This is a genomic window from Pseudoalteromonas sp. T1lg22 (assembly GCF_002964645.1).
In the GTDB taxonomy this organism is placed as follows: Bacteria; Pseudomonadota; Gammaproteobacteria; order Enterobacterales; family Alteromonadaceae; genus Pseudoalteromonas.
In genome coordinates this window covers 510,473-528,731 of the sequence record NZ_PQBY01000016.1, presented here as the reverse complement: position 1 = coordinate 528,731, position 18,259 = coordinate 510,473, and the positions used below count along the sequence as shown (strand labels likewise).

Genomic DNA, 18,259 nt, shown 5'->3' with positions numbered 1-18,259 from the left:
AAGTGCTCAAGGTTTATGGCTACCTTTTTTCAACCCTGGTGCTGTGCTTAGGCATAAGCGCCTGGCTGATTAACAGCCATCTCGGCGACACCGCCATTGCCAGTGACGCCGAGCTTGCCCTGGCTCGGGGCATGCTGCAAGCGCCTAACCCACAGGCCAGTCACCTTATCAGCGCAATCACCCTCACCGATATTCACTTTGATCCCCATATAGACGAGCAACTGCGCAGCGGTGCCGTGGTGCCTATGCTGGATCAAGACAATCAGTTGCTATTTTATTACCTGGACGGCAGCCGGCAGCGCATCTTAGTGCTTGGCCCCTTGCCGCGGGCGCAGAGGGAACAGCAACAAGCGCTGATCAGCCTGCTGTTTTATACCAGTGTCGCGGTGGCTGTGCTGCTGGTGTGTTGGCCCTTGTTTCGCGATCTCAACCGGCTGCGTCAGGCCAGCAATAAGATTTCCGTCGGTAATTTTGCCGCTCAGGCCAGGCTTGGGCGTTTAAGTGCGATTAAACGCATCGGCGATGCCTTTGATGAAATGGCCGAAGAGTTACAAAACCAAAGCGACTACCAGCGTCAGCTGATCAATGCGGTATCTCATGATTTCTTCACGCCCATTAGTCGCGCTAAATTTGCCCTGGAAATGGCCGCCCACCAGCCCAGTGGTGCAGTTGACTGCAATAGCGTGTTGCAAGATATCACCGAGCTGGAAATGCTGGTGGAGGAGTTCCTCACCTATGCCGAACTGAATCAATGCAAGCCAGTGATCCGTCCGGTCGTCCATGATGCCAGGGAGCTGTTGGAGCAGGGCTGTGATAAATTTCGTATCTATAGCGATTTGAACATACATATAGATTGTCACTGTGATGTGATTGAGGTGGATAGGCGCAGTTTCCTGCGTATTCTCACCAATTTAATGAGCAACGCCGTACGTTTTGCCCACACCCAAATTCATATCAGTTTGCGGGCTCACCCGCATGGTATTGAGTTGAGCGTGGCCGATGATGGCCCAGGCTTTAATGAGCAACTCAGTGGCAAGCTGTTGCAGGCATTTGTTAAAAACCATCAGGTTGCCCAGCGCGAGCAAACCGGCGTGGGTCTGGGCTTATCTATCGTTAGCAAGTTGTGCCTGTGGCACGACGCCGATCTGCAACTGGAGCAAAGTACGGCATTAAATGGAGCCTGTGTGCGAATAGTGTTTTAGGCCTGTTTATCTTTTCACTTATTACCACCGCTGCTTTCTTGATTAACGGTGAACGTCCTGTAACTATATGTGGGGAAAATAAAAAATAGACCCAATGGACACCTGCATGACGAACCAACAGATAGTGGTGATTGAAGATGAGCCGGCCATAGCCGATACCCTGGTGCATGTAATAGAACAAGCGGGGTTGAGCGTCAGCTGGTGTGCTACCGCCGCGCAGGGGTTGGCCGTTATACAAGATGAGCAGGTGGCTTTGGTGTTGCTCGATGTGGGTCTGCCCGATGGTAATGGCTTTGAACTGTGTAAACAGATACGCAGCTTCTCTACTGTGCCCATTATCTTTTTAACCGCCCGCAGTGATGAAATCGACAGGGTGGTGGGTCTGGAAATCGGCGCCGATGACTATGTTACCAAGCCCTTTAGTCCCCGCGAGGTGCTGGCCCGCATTAAGTTACGTATGGTCAGGAGCGACACTCCAGAACCGGCAGCAGCACAGGTTAGTACAGATCTGCATGCCCGCCAGTATGACTTTTATGTCGGCGCACAGGCGCTGCAATTAACGGCGCTGGAGTATAAACTGCTACACAAACTCCATAGTCATCCGCGACAGGTATTTAGCCGTGAGCAACTTATGTGTGCCGCGGATATGGCCAACGCATCTCATTATGCCCGCAATATCGACTCCCATATCAAGGCCATTCGACACAAGTTGAAGAGCCATGACCTGGCTGAGGTGATCCACACCAAGCGCGGTTTCGGGTACTTTTATGAGCCAAAGTAACGACCGCTCCTGGGTCGATAAATTGTTTCAATGGCCGCGCATTCCTCTCGGTCTGCGGCTTTTTCTCTTGTATGTTGTAGTGGTGGCCTTGACTACCTATGTGGTCAGCTCGACCGTGATGCGGGAGATTAAACCCACGGTTCGCCAGGTGAGTGAAGAAACCCTGGTGGACATGGCCAACCTGCTGGCAACCTTGGCGGCTCCCCACCTGCAGCAGGGCACCTTATCGAGCAGTGAATTTGCCGAGCTTCTGAGCCATTTTGGTCAACGTGACCCGAACGCGGCGATCTGGGGCGTGGATAAAAGCAGTATTAACCACAGAATTTATATAACCGATGCTAACGGTATCGTCCAGGTTGATTCCTGGCAGCGGGATGTTGGCGCTGACTTTTCCCGTTGGAACGATGTTTACCTGACGCTGCGTGGCGAGTATGGGGCGCGCTCAAGCATACAAGAGGGCGAGGATCCGACCTCCACCGTCATGCATGTGGCGGCGCCCATTCGCGCGGATGGTGAGATCATTGGCAGTGTCACCGTGGCCAAGGCCAATCGCTCGGTGCAACCCTTTATCGATAAAGCTAAATATCGGGTGCTGACCTGGCTGGTGGTGATGAGTGTGGTGGCCTTGTTGCTCGGTGCCTTGATCGCCTGGCGTATCAATACGGCGCTGGATAAGCTGGCAAACTATGCGGCCAAACTGGGTCGTGGCGAAAAGGCCAGGCAACCGGTATTTCGCATCTTCTATGAATATGGGCAGCTGAGTGAGGCGCTGGCGGCCATGCGTGCCAAACTGGATGGTAAAAACTATGTGGAACAATATGTGCAAACCCTGACACATGAGCTGAAAAGCCCACTGAGTGCCATAAAAGGAGCCAGCGAGCTGTTACAAACGCCGCTGACGGAGCAAAAGCAGCGACTCTTTGCTAGTAATATTGAGAAAGAAAGTGAGCGCATGCAGCAGCTGATCGACAACCTCCTGGCTCTGGCCCGGCTTGAAAAGCAGCCGCAATTACAGAGCAAGAGGGCGATTGAATTGGCGCCTTTAATTAACCGAGTATGTGAATCCATGCTGGCCACCATCACCCAGAAACGGGTGCAGATGCAGGTTAATTGTGACCCTGGGCAAAGTCTGCTTGGTGATGCCTTCTTGGTGCAACAGGCGCTCTACAATTTACTGGAAAATGCCCTCGATTTTGTTGTTGTTGGCGGTGAGGTGAGTGTGTCTGTGCAGACGGAGCCAGATCGCACCCTGATACAGGTTTTTAATCAGGGCCCGGCTATCCCCGATTATGCTCTTAGCAAGGTGTGTGAGCGCTTTTATTCGTTGCCGCGCGATAATGGCCACAAGAGCTCTGGCCTGGGCCTGACCTTTGTTGAGCAGATAATGCAATTGCACCAAGGTAAGTTACTGATTGCCAATGAGTCCGACGGAGTGCGCGTAACCTTGATATTTACAACTCCATAAAATCTCCACATTAGCCGCACCTAAACTCCAACCTTGTTGAATAAGCTAGGTTTATTCATCACATGGAGTTTAATAAATGAGACAAAAATTAGGTAATAAATTACTCATTATCGCCGGCCTTGTACTGCTTATCTTGGTGCCAATTATGATGATCAAGGGGCTGATAATGGAGCGCTCCGAGCGCCATCAGGAAGTGCAGCAGGAAATCGCCCGTAGCAGCAGTGGCGAGCAGGGCATAATAGGACCGTTTCTGTATTTAGAATATATGGAAACCAAGCATAACGAGCAGGGGCAAAGCTATTCCGTGCTACACAAGCAGGTATTCTTGCCGAGCGAGTTAAAATGGCAGGCGCAGCTAAGCACCTATGAGAAGTTTCGCGGCATCTATAAAGCCAACCTTTATCGCTCGCAAAACGATATTTCCGCCACCTTTAACACGCGCAAACTTAAGGACTATGCCGACAAGAATATTACCAAGCTGAATCTGGTGATGGTGGTGCAGGATATTCGCGGCATTGGCGTTGGCAGTGCAGTGCAAATGGCCGGTGAGTCACTGGTGTTTCAGCCCGGCAGTCAGATTAAACAACTGGCCGATGGCGTACATGCGGCCGTGGATTTACAGACTTTGCTGGCACGGGACAAGGTGGCGGTGCAGATCAATCTTAACCTGCAAGGCATGAAGCGTTTTGCTATTGCCCCCGTGGGTGAAGAAACTCATGTCACCATGACAGCGGACTGGCCTCACCCGAGCTTTGTTGGTGACTACTTACCAACCTCTTCCAGCATAGATAGCGAACAATTTACCGCAAAATGGCAGACCAACTTCTTCGCTACCAATATGCAGGAGCTGTTTGGCAACTGCGTGCGCAGCAAGGGCGATTGCAGTAACTTAAGGGAGCGCAGCCTGGGCGTAAACCTGGTGGATGGAGTTGATCATTACCTGAAAAGCCATCGCGCCACTAACTATGCACTCTTGGTTTTGGTGCTGGTGTTTTCAAGTTTCTTTTTACTGGAGATCCTGCGCAAAGATGCGATTCATCCGGTGCAATATGGTTTTGTCGGCCTGGCCATAGCCGTGTTCTATTTGCTGCTGGTATCGCTCAGCGAACACTTTGGCTTTAATCTGGCTTACCTGGTATGGCCTTGGCCTCGAGTTTGCTGTTAAGCATTTATGTGGCGGGTATGCTGCACAGTTCGCGCCAGGGAGCGGTATTCTTCGGCGCTATTGCGCTGCTGTATGGGGTTTTGTTTAGCCTGCTGGCGGCGGAGGATTATGCCTTGTTGATGGGGGCGACCCTGGTATTTGCGGTGCTTAGTTTGATCATGATGCTGACCCGTAAGTTTAACTGGTATGGCAATAATGAAGATTAGCGTGATGTCGTGACCATTATGTAGTTTAGAAAATAATAAGGCCGCTTTTTAGCGGCCTTATTTATATGGGTATTAGCTGCGTGATAAAAACAGCGTTAGGGTTTCGCCAATACGCAGGGTGTCTTTAGAGAGATTATTCCACTGCTTGAGCTTGGCCACGCTCACCTGATAACGACGGGCTATTTTCCACAGGCTATCGCCGGAGGCCACCTTGTATTCAATTTGCTCATCCGCCAGTACCGGCAAAATCAGCTTGTCACCTATACGGATGCGATCCGACTTCAGGTTATTAAAGGTTTTTAATTGCTGCACCGTGAGCGAATAACGTTTGGCGATAACGCTCAGGCTATCGCCTTTTGCTATGGTGTAATTTTGCCACTGGCTGTAATCGCCGTTTTGCTGGTCGGCGATCAGCGTCTGCCATTGCTGCTTGTCCTCTACCGGCACAACTATGTGTGGGGCGTCTATGATGGCCGGAAAGCGGATCACGCCATGGTTAAGTTGTTCCAGATTGCCCCATTTCGTTTTATCGGCCAGCACCACGGCACCTGACAGTGGCAAGGTGGTAATGCTTGGCTGGTTGGCTATCAGCGGAAACTCCATTTTCTGATGCTTCAGCAGTTGCACCGCCGCCAGCAATTTAGGCACATAGTGGCGAGTTTGCTTGGGTAATTTCAGGGCGAAAAAGTCGGTGCTTTTACCGGCTTTTTTATTGCTTTCAATGGCCTTTAACACACGGCCTTCTCCGACGTTATAGGCGGCTATGGTGTGATACCAGTCGCCGTCAAAGCGCTTATGCAGATACTCGATAAAGTCCAATGCCGCCTGAGTACTGTCGATCACATCCTGACGACCGTCATACCAGGGACTGATTTTCACGCCAAAATATTTGGCCAAAGATGGGGTGAGCTGCCACAGACCCGAGGCATGCTTATGAGAATAAGCACTGGCATCAAAGTCGCTTTCGATCAGCGGCATCAGTGCCAGCTCAATGGGCAGTTCGCGTTTTTCCACCTCGGTAACTATGTGGTACAGATAGGGCTCGGCGCGGCGGCTGATCTCTTCCATATAGTTAGGGTGCGATAAATACCAGTCGATGCGTTGCTGCACCGCGGGATGCTTTGAGTCGGCAAAGCTCAGTTGCATGCGAATACGTTGCCACACATCCTCAACCTGCTGTGGTGTCAGTGTGCTTGCTGTTTTGGTTTGCTGCTCGCTCTGCTTGGCGCTAGCATTATCGGTTGTGCTTGTGCCGGCACTGTTCTGGTTATCCGCAGCAGTCACATCCTGCTGCGTCTGGTTATCGTTTGACGGCGTGGTTTGACAGCCAGCCAACACCAGAAAAAAAGAAATAAGTAAAATTCGATACATAAAAATTCAGTGTTATTAAGATAAAAAGTTATATGTGCGCTACTTGGGTAGTAAGAGCGAAAGGGTGTGAGCTTAATCTGTTAACCTGAACACAAAGTGAGCTAAAACTGAGCGCTGGCTTAAGTGACTGAGCCACACCTAAATATTATTTTTGTTTCTGTGAGTCAGCAGACCCTCAAAATAGACCACCTATTTTCCAGGTGGTTCCCTCTGTACTTGAACATAGCACAAAGGCAGGTTGAGAGCGCACATTTACTGCGTCTCTGAGCACCCAGTAAGCACCCCGACAGATATCGCCAAAAGGCCGCGCTATAAGCCTCAGAGGTGCTTTTTTGATTATAAGCGAGCAGGCATAAAAACAGATGCTTTTAACTCCTTTTATTCCTCTGCTACCTTTAAAGTAGGTGAGCACATTTTAGGAGCCACACCATGCAAGCCAATCTACTAAAAGCGGCCATCGCGGATAGTCACTATCGCGCTATTATCCTCAGTTATGCTGACGCCAATCACTATCTGGCAGGGGTGATAGATACCCTGGGTAACTACCATATTTTGGCTGATCATCATGAGGTTACCAAGTCTTTTAATTCGCTGCGTGAAGCAGAGCGGGCGTTATCGGCGCTCGGTGCCACCCAGGCGTTGTTAAAAATGCAGTCAGCTTATGAAGAGCTGGGGCCGCAAGATGACCTGGATGATCACACCTGTGATATGGAGTTACGAAGTTTGAGCTGAGGTGCTTATTGCTCCTCGGGCAGGCCGATATGGGCGTGGCCAAACTTGTAATCTATGGTGACGACAAAGTGTTTGAGAATATCGTAACCGAGGATCCCTTCGACCTTGGCGGATTTAATGCGGGTACCAGTCGTTGAGAATTGCTCCTCCAGGTTTGCGCTTTGTCCTTCACCCGGTACGCTTACCAGCACATTTTCCAGCGTATATGGGCCAAATTTAAATTCGTCGATACGCAAAGAGTTGGTGGTGGCCAAGGTATTGACCCCCATGCTAATCCCGGTGCTGAGCTCTTTATTGTCTAACCAGCCGAGACTATCGGCTACAGAGCGTTTGATGGTTAAGCCGCCGTTACTGCCGGTATCGAGTAACAACCAAGCGCTGCGCTCTTCGCCCAAAGCGACCTTTACTATGGGTCTTCCAGTGCCACGCTGCGCGCGCATTTCGATGTTTTCCAGTTCACCTAGATCTAGGCTGTCTCGCGTTATTAAACGCATACGACTGTTCGGGTAGTCTATTTGCACTATGAATTTATCGAAGAAGCCAGCACCGAGCAGAATGCCATTTGTGTGAAAACCCAATTGAGCTGCAACTAAGCCGTCTATTTGGGTATCGAACCCGAACAGGCTTAATTCGACTTGGTTATATGTTTTTTTGTCTTCAGTGCCGTAAACACCTTTGACCCTGATCCTGCCCGCGGCGGTTAAATCGAGCTTATTTTTTAAGATAAATGAGCTATTGATGGCATGTATTTGTGCGCCGGTGTCGAGTATGGCGTGAGTTTCAATGCCTTCAACGGTAACAGGAATGGTGATATGGCCATTACTTTGGCTAAAACTGGTCCATTTAGAAATAGCCGCTAGTGAAGGGAAGTTACATAAAATCAGAGTGATATAAATTAGTGTACGCATAGCTTTTCGTCCTTGTGCGCTATTAAAAAGCAGCTTTGAGGATACAGAAATGTTACATTTATGTAAAATCACTTCTTAGTGATGTGCTGGGAATAACAGGTTGAGCTTTGCTTAAAGTTTCGACTATAATGCGCACCTTTCGAATCGAAACTTATTTATTGCTAAATGACCAAACGTAACACTCAACAGCGCCGCCACACCATACTTAACCAGGTTAATGAGCTGGGTGAAGTGTCGGTTGAAGCCTTGGCGGAGCAGTTACATACCTCAGAAGTTACGATTCGAAAGGACCTGGCCTCGTTAGAGCAAAGCGGTCTGCTATTGCGCCGTTATGGTGGCGCCATCGCGCTGCCGAAAGAGATAGTCGCTGGCAGCGAGTCGCAAGACTCGGCCCGTAAACGTGCCATTGCCAAAGCGGCGGCGCAGCTGATTAAAGATCACCACCGCATCATTATCGACAGCGGCCGCACCACGGCGGCGATGATCCCCGAGCTGGCTTCCAAACGCGGCCTGGTGGTGATGACCAATGCCATCAATGTGGCCAGCCGGCTACTGGCGTTGGAGAATGAGCCCACCCTGCTGATGACGGGTGGTACCTGGGACCCGCATTCCGAGTCCTTTCAGGGCCAGGTTGCCGAGCAGGTACTGCGCTCTTACGATTTCGATACCCTGTTTATAGGCGCCGATGGTATCGATGTTTCCCGTGGAACTACCACCTTTAACGAGCTTATCGGTTTAAGCCAGGTGATGGCCGAAGCCGCTCGCGACGTGGTGGTGCTGGTGGAGTCGGAAAAAATCGGTCGCCGTATCCCGAATTTAGAACTGCCTTGGCAACAGGTCAGCACGCTTATCACCGACAGCAACCTGGCGCCCGAGTTGCGCCGGGAAATCAGCGCCCATGGCGTGCAGCTGATCTGTGCCGAGGTAAACGAATAAGCCCGACCGACAACATCGGGCAAAAAGATAACACATACGTGCAAATGGAGAATTTATGTGTGGAATAGTTGGTGCCGTTGCAGAGCGCCCAGTAAACAAGATTTTAGTTGAAGGCTTAAAGCGCCTTGAATACCGTGGCTATGACTCGGCCGGTGTGGCCTTGCTACAGGGCAATACCCTAAACAGCGTTAAAGCCGTGGGCAAGGTTGCCATGCTTGAGAGCGCCTTAAACGATGCCGGTGTATCCGGCACTACCGGTATCGCTCATACCCGCTGGGCCACCCACGGTGGTGTAACCGAAGCCAATGCGCACCCGCATTTGTCCAACAATGAACTGGCCTTGGTACACAATGGCATCATTGAAAACCATAGCAGTCTGCGCGAAGCGTTGAAGGGCGATGGCTACACTTTCCTATCGGAAACCGATACCGAAGTGATGGTGCACCTGATCCACCAGCTACGCCAGCAACACGACACCCTGTTAAGCGCGGTACAGGCCGCGGTTAAGCAGCTTGAAGGCGCCTACGGTACCGTGGTATTCGACAAGGCCAACGACAACGAAATCATCGTTGCCCGCTCTGGCAGCCCGCTGGTAATTGGTCTGGGTCTGGGCGAGAACTTTATCGCCTCCGATCAGCTGGCGCTATTACCCGTTACTCGTAGCTTTATCTTCCTGGAAGAAGGTGATGTGGCGCGTATTACCCGTGACAGCGTCGAGATTTTCGACCTGAACGGCGAGCCGGTGGAGCGTGAGGTGGTGGAATCAAACATCACTCAGGACGCCTCGGGCAAGGGCGAATATCGCCACTACATGCTCAAAGAAATTTACGAACAACCGATGGCGGTGCGCAACACCCTGGAAGGCCGTTTACAAGATGACCGGGTAGCCGTGGATGCCTTTGGCGACAGCGCCACGCAGATCTTTAAAGACGTGCAGCACGTACAGATCATTGCCTGTGGTACCTCTTACCACTCGGGCATGGTGGCCCGTTATTGGCTGGAGCAGTTTGCCGGCGTCAGCTGTAATGTCGAGATTGCTTCCGAGTTCCGTTATCGTGAGTCGTTTGTGCACCCGAACAGCCTGCTGGTAACCATTTCTCAATCCGGTGAAACTGCCGATACCCTAGCCGCCTTGCGCCTGGCCAAAGAGCAGGGCTATATGGGCTCTATGACTATCTGTAACGTGCCTGGCTCGTCATTGGTGCGTGAATCTGACTTGGCCTTTATGACCAAGGCCGGCGCCGAGATCGGCGTGGCTTCAACCAAGGCCTTCACCACACAACTTGTTGGCTTATTGATGCTAACCGCGTCGATTGCTCAGGAAAAAGGCCTAAACCAGGCGGAAATCGTTAACGCCATTAAGACTCTGCCAAACAAGTTGGAAGAAGCACTCTTGCTTGCCGACGACATCGAAGCCCTGGCGGAAGAATTCGCCGACAAGCATCACTCGTTGTTCCTTGGTCGTGGCTCTCAGTACCCCATCGCCATGGAAGGGGCGCTGAAACTCAAAGAGATCTCTTACATTCACGCCGAAGCCTATGCGGCGGGTGAGTTGAAGCACGGTCCATTGGCGTTAATCGATGCGGATATGCCGATCATCGTTGTGGCGCCAAACAACGAGTTGTTGGAGAAGCTGAAATCAAACGTGGAAGAAGTGCGCGCCCGTGGCGGCATCATCTATGTGTTCGCGGATAAGGATTCACACTTCGAGTCTGACGACACCATGCGTGTGATCAACGTCAATCATGTTGAAAATGTGATTGCTCCTGTGGTCTACACCATCCCATTACAGCTGCTGTCTTACTACGTCGCCGTAATCAAGGGCACGGACGTCGACCAGCCTCGTAACCTGGCCAAGTCGGTTACCGTAGAGTAATCACAGGTTGGTAGATAATAAAAAGGCGCGGAAGCGCCTTTTTTAATGCAATTGACTCATCCTGAATACGGTTGGCACTTTTCCTACGTAAATTTGCTTTCAAATCATGCTCCTACGCAATCCCTTCGCAATAGCGCAGTATCCACCCGGGCTTATGTTTCCCTGTCGCCCTCTTATAAAGCGGCCTATATTTAGTGGGTTATGAACCTGAGCCAAGAGCGCCGCTATGCAACGCAAAATTCCTCCCGAGAGACTGGATGACTTGAAAAAAGCCGACTCTGGGCTCGATGATGCGGAAATAATGCAACGGCGCATGCGCTATGGCGATAACCGTATTGCCGAGCAGGTCAGCGGCGGCCTTTGGGCTTTGATTATCGACACCATCAAAGATCCTATGTTGTGGTTTTTACTGATCACCAGCGGACTGTTTGCTGTCACCGGCGAATTGACCGAAGCCGGCATTTTGTTGCTGGCACTGATACCCTTTCTTGGCATGGATGCTTACCTTCATCGGCGCACTCAAGCCTCAACCCAAAGCCTGGGGCGTCGTCTGGCTTCTCAGGCACGGGTTGTGCGTCACGCTAAAGCGCTCACCATTGCGTCCGTAGAACTGGTGCCCGGTGACCTGGTGCTTTTAGACCCCGGCGACTCGCTGCCGGCGGACGGGGTATTCGTTTTTGTGCAGCAACTTCAGGTCGATGAGTCAACCTTGACCGGGGAGGCCTTCCCGGTACACAAGCTGGCACTGCAAGAGCCGGATAAGCTAAAGGCGACCGAGCGGGTTGCGGCGACGCATTGGGGATATGCCGGTACCCGTGTACTGACCGGCTCGGGCCGTATGCTGGTAACCCATACCGGGAAAGGCACCTTGTACGGTGAAATTATTCAGTCGGTGCTCCACGGCGGTCATCAGCGCACACCCTTGCAACTGGCCGTGGCCGAGCTGGTTAAGGTGCTGCTTATTATTGCCAGTGTTATTTGTGTGCTCTTGGCCGGAACCCGCCTTTACCAGGGGCATGGCCTCATCGATGCGCTGCTGAGCGGGCTGACCCTGGCTGTGGCGGCGTTGCCGGAAGAGTTTCCCGTGGTGCTCACCTTCTTTCTTGGGGTGGGAGTCTATCGGCTGGCGCGTCGTCAGGCCTTGGTGAGGCGTGCCGTTGTGGTAGAGAACATAGGCCGGGTTTCTTGTATCTGTACGGATAAAACGGGCACCTTAACCGAGGGGCGCCTGCAACTCGCGCATCACTACGCGGTCGGCGACATCGACGATAAACGGCTGCTGCAGATTGCTGCCTATGCATCCCGAGCGGACAGCGGTGACCCTATGGATCAGGCTATCCTCGCATCAATTGCTCCACTGGAGCATACAGTATTACGTACTTTTCCCTTTACCGAAGATCGCAAGCGCGAGACGGCGGTGATTAGGGAAGAAACAACAAAACTCATCGCGGTCAAAGGCGCACCGGAAACCATAATGGCCCTGTGCGATCTTGGTGAGACTGATATAGAGCGGTGGCAACATCAGGTCGAAAAGCTGGCGGGAACCGGGCACAAGGTGATCGCCTGCGCCTGGCAAGAGTTGGATGACCAGGCCCGCTGCGATCAGGAGCCCGAACAGGGTTTTAAGTTAGCCGGGCTGCTGGCGTTTGAAGACCCACTGCGCGACGGTGTAAAAGAAGCCGTGGAGATCTGCCAGCAAGCGGGAATTCGGGTCATTATGGTGACGGGGGATCATCCTGCTACGGCGACGGCTATTGCCAGCGAAATAGGCCTGCATCAGGGGAAGCCCAGGGTGATAGAAGGAGAAGCATTGGCAAGCAGTCTAACCAACCGCGAGAGCCGGGTATTGGCAGAGGTGGATGTTATCGCGCGCGCCGTGCCCGCGCAAAAACTGGCGTTGGTGCGCGCCCTTAAGCAAGGTGGCGATATAGTGGCGGTTACGGGAGACGGGGTAAATGACGTGCCTGCCATTCAGTCGGCGGATATCGGCATTGCCATGGGCGAGCGCGGTACCCGCAGTGCCCATGAGGCCGCGGCGATTATTTTACTCGACGATAACTTTCGCAGCATAGTGCAGGCGATCGCCGAGGGGCGTCAGCTTTTTAACAATCTACGCCTGAGTTTTGAATACCTGCTGCTGGTCCACATTCCCTTGGTTTTAACCGCCGCGGTCATCCCTTTTCTCGGATATCCCGTTCTTTATCTGCCGATACATATCGTTTGGCTGGAGATGATCATTCATCCCACGGCCTTGCTGGTGTTTCAAAACAGTGCCGACACCTCGCACCTTGCCCCCGCTCAAGCCAATGGGCCGGCCCGGTTTTTCTCACGGCGACACTGGGGTGTCATCGTTTTCAGCGGGGTTGTTTTTACCTTGTTGATCGCCTTTGCCTATATCCGCAGCCTGGGGGCGATGCAAGACGTGGAGCATGCCAGAGCCATGGCCCTGGTTGCGCTGACCAGCGTCAGTGCCGGTATTACTATTGCACTGAGTAGGCTGCGCACCCTGGCGTCCCGGGTCTTGGTGGTCTTAACCATGCTTGTCAGTGTTTTGCTGATTCAGGTCCCGGCTTTGGCCGACTTGCTACACCTGTCACCCCTGCATTTAGACGACTGGCTGCTAGCCATGGCCAGCGGATTTATCGCCGCAGCGATCCCCTTTATGCTGACAAGTCGGTCGAGAACAGGAGCCTGATAAGTAAACAAGAATAATTAGGCTGCTCTTTATAGCTGGGGTCTTGGTCTTTGTTACTGTGTAGCTCTGCTACCGAGCTAAAAGAAAGAGCCCAATATTTAGAGTGGATGTCCATCTGGATGTGCCTAAAATTCAAACATTTCGGTTGGAAAAGTAACCCTACTTTTTTCCTAAACTAGGCTAGTATCGCGGAGTTTTCTTCTGCTAGAATGTGGCGCGATAAATGCGGGAAGGGATTCATGTGTTGAGCAGGCATTTATTGGCTCTAGATTTCACGTTTCCCTACCCAATTATCCAACAACGAATGAAAGCTTCTGTATCAAATTATGTTGGGCCTCTTTCTTTTCGTTATTTGTTTGCTTAGCGGTATCAAAAAGGCACTCAATTTTCTGCAGTAACACACCTATGTTCTGTATCTAATTTTGCTGGTGCAGAGAATACACCTTAATTTACCGCCGACAATTTAGTTGCTAATAATGGTTTTGTTTGTAGTAAGTTGCTTCTTTTTTGACAGCAAAAACAATCACTCAACCCAAATCAGCACGCAACTCCAAGTACATATAAATTATTCCAGACTCTTCTGGCTTTTGTTGAGTTGCTAAATAAGGATGTAAACATAAGGATGGTGTTGATGAAAAACTCACTTGTAGCGGCCATTGTTCTTTTCGGCTGTGGTTGTACGCTAATTCCTGGCAGTTATATGGAAGGTGCGGCTACGAGGCAAGAAAGTAACCAGTTAGAGCAAGATCTGGATAAGGTTAATATCCAGGTTATTGATTCAAAAGTTATCGCCAGTCAATCTCGTGATCTTCTACCAAAAAAACCATCCAGCCTAGCGGGTGTTGATACCTCTAATTACGAGTATCGCCTAGGTGTGGGAGACGTGCTTTCTATTGGTGTCTGGGATCATCCCGAATTAACCATTCCTGCTGTGGTGCAGCGTACAGCTGAATTTGATGGTTTCCGTGTACAAGCGGATGGCACCATTACCTACGCGTATGCACCAAAAATTCCAGTAAAAAATAAAACAATTCTTGAAGTCCACGACGAACTGGTAAAACGTTTAAGTCATATTATTGAACAGCCACAGGTCGACGTAAAAGTTGTTGGATTTCGCAGTCAGCGCGCTTATGTAACGGGCGAGGTTAATAAGCCCGGTGTATTCCCTATTACTGAAGTACCGTTAACGCTTATTGATGCCATTAACAACGCTGGCGGCCTCACCGCTCGTGCCGATTGGAAAACAGTTACTTTCACCAGGGGCGGCGAAGCAGAAGTGATTGCCCTGGATGATTTTTATGCCCATGGTGATATCTCGCAAAACCGTTTACTTAAACATGGTGACATTGTCCACATTTCTCGTAATGACGAGCGCAAAGCCTATGTGTTAGGGGACGTAAAGCAGCCCGGTTCAATCACCATTGACCGTTACGGCTTAAGCTTGGCAGAGGCCATCAGTGAGGCCCGCGGTCTGAATGAAGAGACGGCGAATGCAAATGGCGTCTTTGTGTTGCGAGCGCGTAACGATAACAGCGATATTATCGCCGATGTCTATCAACTCAACGCTCAAAATGCACTGGCTTATGTTCTTGCTGAACAGTTTGAGTTACAGCCTAAAGATATTGTCTACGTAACTACGGCTCCGGTTGCTCGTTGGAATCGTCTAATTCGCCAGCTTGTGCCAACCATTTCTGTAATTAACCAATATTCAGAAATCGAAGTACGAAATAACGTTTTTTAAGCCTATGTTTGATTCAGTTTTAATGGTGTGTGCTGGCAATATATGCCGCTCACCCAAAGCAGAGTATTTGCTAAAGCGTAAAGTAGCAGCAGCAAATAAAGCTATCCATGTATCTTCAGCTGGCCTTACGGCAATGAAGGGGCATGATGCCGATCATACGGCGCAAAGCGTATCCGCAGAGCGAGGGGTTGATATGACTCCGCATAAGGGCCGGCAAATTTGCGGTGAACTGGTCGCTAGCCATAGTGTGATTTTAGTGATGGAAGAGTCTCATTTGAGAGATCTGCACCAGCGTTACCCTCACGCTCGCGGAAAGGCTTTTTTGCTTGGTAAATGGATGAATAACCAACCTATTCCAGACCCATATAAGCAAAGCCGTGAGGCCTTTGAACATGTATATCAACTAATTGATCAAGCAACAAATGCTTGGCTTAAGTATCTGTAGAAGTATGAACAACTCAATGAGTAATCTAAAAAACCAGCGTATAGGCCAAGATAGACAACAAGAGCAGGAGATTGACCTGCTCGCACTCTTTGCAATCCTGCTCGATCGCAAGTACTTCATTATTCTCATTACCGCTATTTTCACTGTGATCGGTGTGGCTACAGCCGTGTTCTCTAAGCCCATTTACAAGGCGACAGCTCTAATACAAGTCGAGCAGAGTAAGCCTAGTGTGCCCGGTTTGGAAGATATGGCCGGCATGTTTGAAGGCACAAGTGGCGCAATTACCGAGATTGAGCTGCTTAAATCACGCACTGTAATTGGCGAAGCCGTCGACAGCCTAAATCTTAATCTTGTTGCCAAACCTAAGCTGATACCGCTGATAGGAGACAAGTTTTTTCGTGGTTTTAACCCCCAAAGCGATACCGACCTGGCCGAGCCTTTTATGGGTTTTGACCAATATGCTTGGGGTGGTGAATCAATAGATGTTTTCCGCTTCGATGTGCCTAAAGGCTTTTTGGGCCAAGCGTTTGAACTTGTCACCACTGACAATGGCTATGAGTTGTACAATCCGGCTGGCGAACAGATATTGGTTGGTCAGGTAGGACAAGATATAACACAAGGCTACTATAAGTTGAGTGTACGTAAGCTAACAGCTCGCCCCGGCAGTACTTTTATCTTGGTTAAAAATGATCGCTACCGTGCCATTTTAGGGCTACAAAGCCAAATTAGAGCCATTGAGAAAGCCAAAGACTCGGGCATTATTGAATTGAGCTTTGAACACAGCTCTCCTGCCTATGCCGAAAAAGTATTGAATAAAATAAGTAGCATCTATGTGCGCAATAATGTCGATCGCAACTCGGCGGAAGCCGCGAAATCGCTGCAGTTTTTAGAGGTACAGTTACCCGAAATCAAAAAGCAACTTGAGCGTGCGGAAAGAAAATACAACGAACATCAACGTAGATATCAGTCGATTGATATTTCCCTTGAGACCCAAGGTCTTCTCGATCAAGTGGTTGAACTGGAAACCAAGTTGCAAGAGCTGGAGCTTAAGCGCGTTGATATTTCGCGTAAATTTAAAAAGACCCATCCAACCTATCAAGGAGTTTTGGGGCAAATTGAGGCGGTTTCTGAGCAGCGTGACCAGTTGGTTGCGAAAGTGAGCGATCTGCCGCAAACCCAGCAGGAACTATTGCGATTGCGTCGTGATGTTGAAGTCAGCAACGAAATTTACATGCTGCTCCTGGGTAAAACCCAAGAGTTGGATATTATTCGCGCGGGTACGGTCGGTAATGTGCGTGTTGTAGATCAGGCGGCAGTTGATACAACCAAGCCAGTTAAACCGAAAAAAGCCTTGATGGTCGTGCTGGCAACCTTCCTTGGCGCCCTTATTGCCCTAGTGATTGTATTTATTCAAAAGGTTATGAACCGTGGCGTAGAAGATGCCGGAGAAATTGAAGCTTTAGGTATTCCTGTTTATGCTTCTGTGCCCTACTCGGATCTTCAGAATAATCTAAATAAAGAGAGCAAGCCTCGCGGTAAAAAAGAGGCGGAAGCTGGTAATTTACTCGCCTTATACAATCCTGCAGATCTGACGATTGAAAGTCTTCGTAGCCTACGTACAAGTTTGCACTTCGCCATGATGGAAGCAAAAAATAAGGTGTTGGCTATTTCGAGCCCGAGTCCCGGTGCTGGAAAATCATTTATCTCGGGTAACCTGGCTGTAGTGTTGGCACAAAGTGGTAAAAAGGTACTGGTTGTTGATGCCGATATGCGTAAGGGCTTTATGCATAAACACTTTAATGTGGCGTCAGAAAATGGTTTATCGGATCTACTCAGTGGCCGTATTGAGCTTAATAAAGCAATTCAGGCGACCGAGGTGGAAGGCCTGCATTTTATTGCGCGGGGTATGGTGCCACCAAACCCCTCTGAGCTATTAATGCATAAGAATTTTGATGATTTTGTTGCTCAGGTAAATGAGCAGTACGACTTCGTTATCATAGACACTCCGCCTATCTTAGCGGTAACGGATCCCGCTATCGTTAGCGCCCATGCAGGAACTACCTTGTTGGTAACCCGATTTGGTTTAAACCAGGTGCGTGAAATTGAGTTAACCGTCAATCGTTTTGCACAAAACGGCATAGATGTAAAAGGCGTGGTATTTAACGGTGTGGTTAAAAAAGCCGGCAGCGCCTATGGCTATTATAACTATGCCTATCAATCAGAATCAGCCTAATACTGGTGAGCTGAAATCTGCGCGTGCTGGCTTATATACAGCTTACGGTCACGCACGCCAGATGCATGATGCTAATCCGCGACCTAATGAAATAGCAGTAAATTTATCGGTAAACCTAATAAAATTGGTGGTGTTTTAAAATTAAATTACGCAGAGCGATAAATTTATTTTTCCTTTTCTGCTGCCTGAACAAACTGAATAAGTGACCTTGAAAAGGAAAAAATAAAACGGATAAATAACAATGCGTTAATTTTTTAGGTCGAGGGCGCTTGAAAGCTCATTAGGGGCTTCTGAACTCAAAAAGATCTGAAAAGATAGTAAGTAACTTCCGATAAATCAAAAAATTTTTTTATATTCCTTGTTTTTCTCACCCTTAAGAATGAATTTTTACTTGCAATCCCTTTAAATTGACTAAAATGTTTAGACCACATTTTTAACCAGAACGGTTATGTGGAGTACCGCAGTAGCAAGGTATTGAAGATCCCATAGTAGTTTTATGGCTC

General features: G+C 49.8%; 14 protein-coding genes. 12 read left to right on the top strand and 2 right to left on the bottom strand.

Translation table 11 applies throughout. From position 1 onward, the window contains the following. Positions 1 to 2: 2 nt before the first annotated feature. The 5 genes from C2M24_RS12145 to C2M24_RS16250 all read left to right on the top strand — a co-directional run bounded on the left by C2M24_RS12145 (position 3) and on the right by C2M24_RS16250 (position 4,819). Positions 3 to 1,202 carry an ATP-binding protein gene (locus tag C2M24_RS12145; protein WP_105215161.1) on the top strand — a complete coding sequence of 400 codons (1,200 nt, stop codon included), beginning with the start codon at positions 3 to 5 and terminating at the stop codon, positions 1,200 to 1,202. A gap of 106 nt (positions 1,203 to 1,308) precedes the next feature. Continuing rightward, positions 1,309 to 1,983 (top strand): response regulator, encoded by a 675-nt coding sequence (locus C2M24_RS12140; protein WP_105201169.1) that lies wholly within the window; start codon positions 1,309 to 1,311, stop codon positions 1,981 to 1,983. After that, positions 1,970 to 3,448: a two-component system sensor histidine kinase CreC gene (creC, locus tag C2M24_RS12135; RefSeq protein ID WP_199775716.1), complete on the top strand. Its 1,479-nt coding sequence runs from the start codon at positions 1,970 to 1,972 to the stop codon at positions 3,446 to 3,448. The genes C2M24_RS12140 and creC overlap by 14 nt, the downstream gene beginning before the upstream one ends. 76 nt (positions 3,449 to 3,524) lie before the next feature. Beyond that, positions 3,525 to 4,613 (top strand): cell envelope integrity protein CreD, encoded by a 1,089-nt coding sequence (gene creD / locus C2M24_RS12130; protein ID WP_267894381.1) that lies wholly within the window; start codon positions 3,525 to 3,527, stop codon positions 4,611 to 4,613. After that, complete coding sequence (locus C2M24_RS16250) at positions 4,604 to 4,819, top strand: inner membrane CreD family protein (RefSeq protein ID WP_267894380.1); 216 nt, start codon at positions 4,604 to 4,606, stop codon at positions 4,817 to 4,819. The genes creD and C2M24_RS16250 overlap by 10 nt, the downstream gene beginning before the upstream one ends. A 72-nt stretch (positions 4,820 to 4,891) precedes the next feature. Here the strand turns inward: C2M24_RS16250 and C2M24_RS12125 are convergent, their stop codons facing one another. Then, a complete protein-coding gene (locus C2M24_RS12125; RefSeq protein WP_105215159.1) occupies positions 4,892 to 6,190 on the bottom strand; it encodes a LysM peptidoglycan-binding domain-containing protein in 1,299 nt (432 codons plus the stop codon). 429 nt (positions 6,191 to 6,619) lie between these two features. Here C2M24_RS12125 and C2M24_RS12120 point away from each other — a divergent pair, with 429 nt between their 5' ends. Continuing rightward, positions 6,620 to 6,922 (top strand): DUF6482 family protein, encoded by a 303-nt coding sequence (locus C2M24_RS12120; RefSeq protein ID WP_105201166.1) that lies wholly within the window; start codon positions 6,620 to 6,622, stop codon positions 6,920 to 6,922. A gap of 5 nt (positions 6,923 to 6,927) precedes the next feature. On the opposite strand, the gene C2M24_RS12115 is transcribed toward C2M24_RS12120, so the two are convergent. Further along, positions 6,928 to 7,830, bottom strand: a complete 903-nt coding sequence (locus tag C2M24_RS12115) for a retroviral-like aspartic protease family protein (RefSeq protein ID WP_105215157.1) — start codon at positions 7,828 to 7,830, stop codon at positions 6,928 to 6,930. Positions 7,831 to 7,995: 165 nt separating this feature from the next. On the opposite strand from C2M24_RS12115, the gene C2M24_RS12110 reads away from it, so the two are divergent. The 6 genes from C2M24_RS12110 (at position 7,996) to C2M24_RS12085 (ending at position 17,756) form a co-directional block, all read left to right on the top strand. Then, complete coding sequence (locus C2M24_RS12110; protein WP_105201164.1) at positions 7,996 to 8,766, top strand: DeoR/GlpR family DNA-binding transcription regulator; 771 nt, start codon at positions 7,996 to 7,998, stop codon at positions 8,764 to 8,766. Positions 8,767 to 8,821: 55 nt separating this feature from the next. Next, positions 8,822 to 10,642 (top strand): glutamine--fructose-6-phosphate transaminase (isomerizing), encoded by a 1,821-nt coding sequence (gene glmS / locus C2M24_RS12105; protein WP_105201163.1) that lies wholly within the window; start codon positions 8,822 to 8,824, stop codon positions 10,640 to 10,642. Positions 10,643 to 10,868: 226 nt separating this feature from the next. After that, a complete protein-coding gene (locus tag C2M24_RS12100) occupies positions 10,869 to 13,337 on the top strand; it encodes a cation-translocating P-type ATPase (protein WP_105215155.1) in 2,469 nt (822 codons plus the stop codon). Positions 13,338 to 13,959: 622 nt separating this feature from the next. Further along, the gene (locus C2M24_RS12095) at positions 13,960 to 15,078 is read left to right on the top strand and encodes a polysaccharide export protein (protein ID WP_105215153.1); all 1,119 of its coding nucleotides are present in this window, start codon (positions 13,960 to 13,962) and stop codon (positions 15,076 to 15,078) included. A gap of 4 nt (positions 15,079 to 15,082) precedes the next feature. Then, a complete protein-coding gene (locus C2M24_RS12090; protein ID WP_105215151.1) occupies positions 15,083 to 15,523 on the top strand; it encodes a low molecular weight protein-tyrosine-phosphatase in 441 nt (146 codons plus the stop codon). Between the two features lie 16 nt (positions 15,524 to 15,539). Then, positions 15,540 to 17,756, top strand: a complete 2,217-nt coding sequence (locus C2M24_RS12085; protein ID WP_233999545.1) for a polysaccharide biosynthesis tyrosine autokinase — start codon at positions 15,540 to 15,542, stop codon at positions 17,754 to 17,756. The last annotated feature ends 503 nt before the right edge of the window (positions 17,757 to 18,259 follow it).

Coding starts and splice junctions, on each gene's coding strand:
- C2M24_RS12125 (WP_105215159.1), bottom strand. CDS start 6,190: ATGTATCGAATTTTACTTATTTCTTTTTTTCTGGTGTTGGCTGGCTGT.
- C2M24_RS12110 (WP_105201164.1), top strand. CDS start 7,996: ATGACCAAACGTAACACTCAACAGCGCCGCCACACCATACTTAACCAG.
- C2M24_RS12100 (WP_105215155.1), top strand. CDS start 10,869: ATGCAACGCAAAATTCCTCCCGAGAGACTGGATGACTTGAAAAAAGCC.
- C2M24_RS12140 (WP_105201169.1), top strand. CDS start 1,309: ATGACGAACCAACAGATAGTGGTGATTGAAGATGAGCCGGCCATAGCC.
- creD (WP_267894381.1), top strand. CDS start 3,525: ATGAGACAAAAATTAGGTAATAAATTACTCATTATCGCCGGCCTTGTA.
- creC (WP_199775716.1), top strand. CDS start 1,970: ATGAGCCAAAGTAACGACCGCTCCTGGGTCGATAAATTGTTTCAATGG.
- C2M24_RS12115 (WP_105215157.1), bottom strand. CDS start 7,830: ATGCGTACACTAATTTATATCACTCTGATTTTATGTAACTTCCCTTCA.
- C2M24_RS12085 (WP_233999545.1), top strand. CDS start 15,540: ATGAGTAATCTAAAAAACCAGCGTATAGGCCAAGATAGACAACAAGAG.
- C2M24_RS12090 (WP_105215151.1), top strand. CDS start 15,083: ATGTTTGATTCAGTTTTAATGGTGTGTGCTGGCAATATATGCCGCTCA.
- C2M24_RS12120 (WP_105201166.1), top strand. CDS start 6,620: ATGCAAGCCAATCTACTAAAAGCGGCCATCGCGGATAGTCACTATCGC.
- C2M24_RS12095 (WP_105215153.1), top strand. CDS start 13,960: ATGGTGTTGATGAAAAACTCACTTGTAGCGGCCATTGTTCTTTTCGGC.
- glmS (WP_105201163.1), top strand. CDS start 8,822: ATGTGTGGAATAGTTGGTGCCGTTGCAGAGCGCCCAGTAAACAAGATT.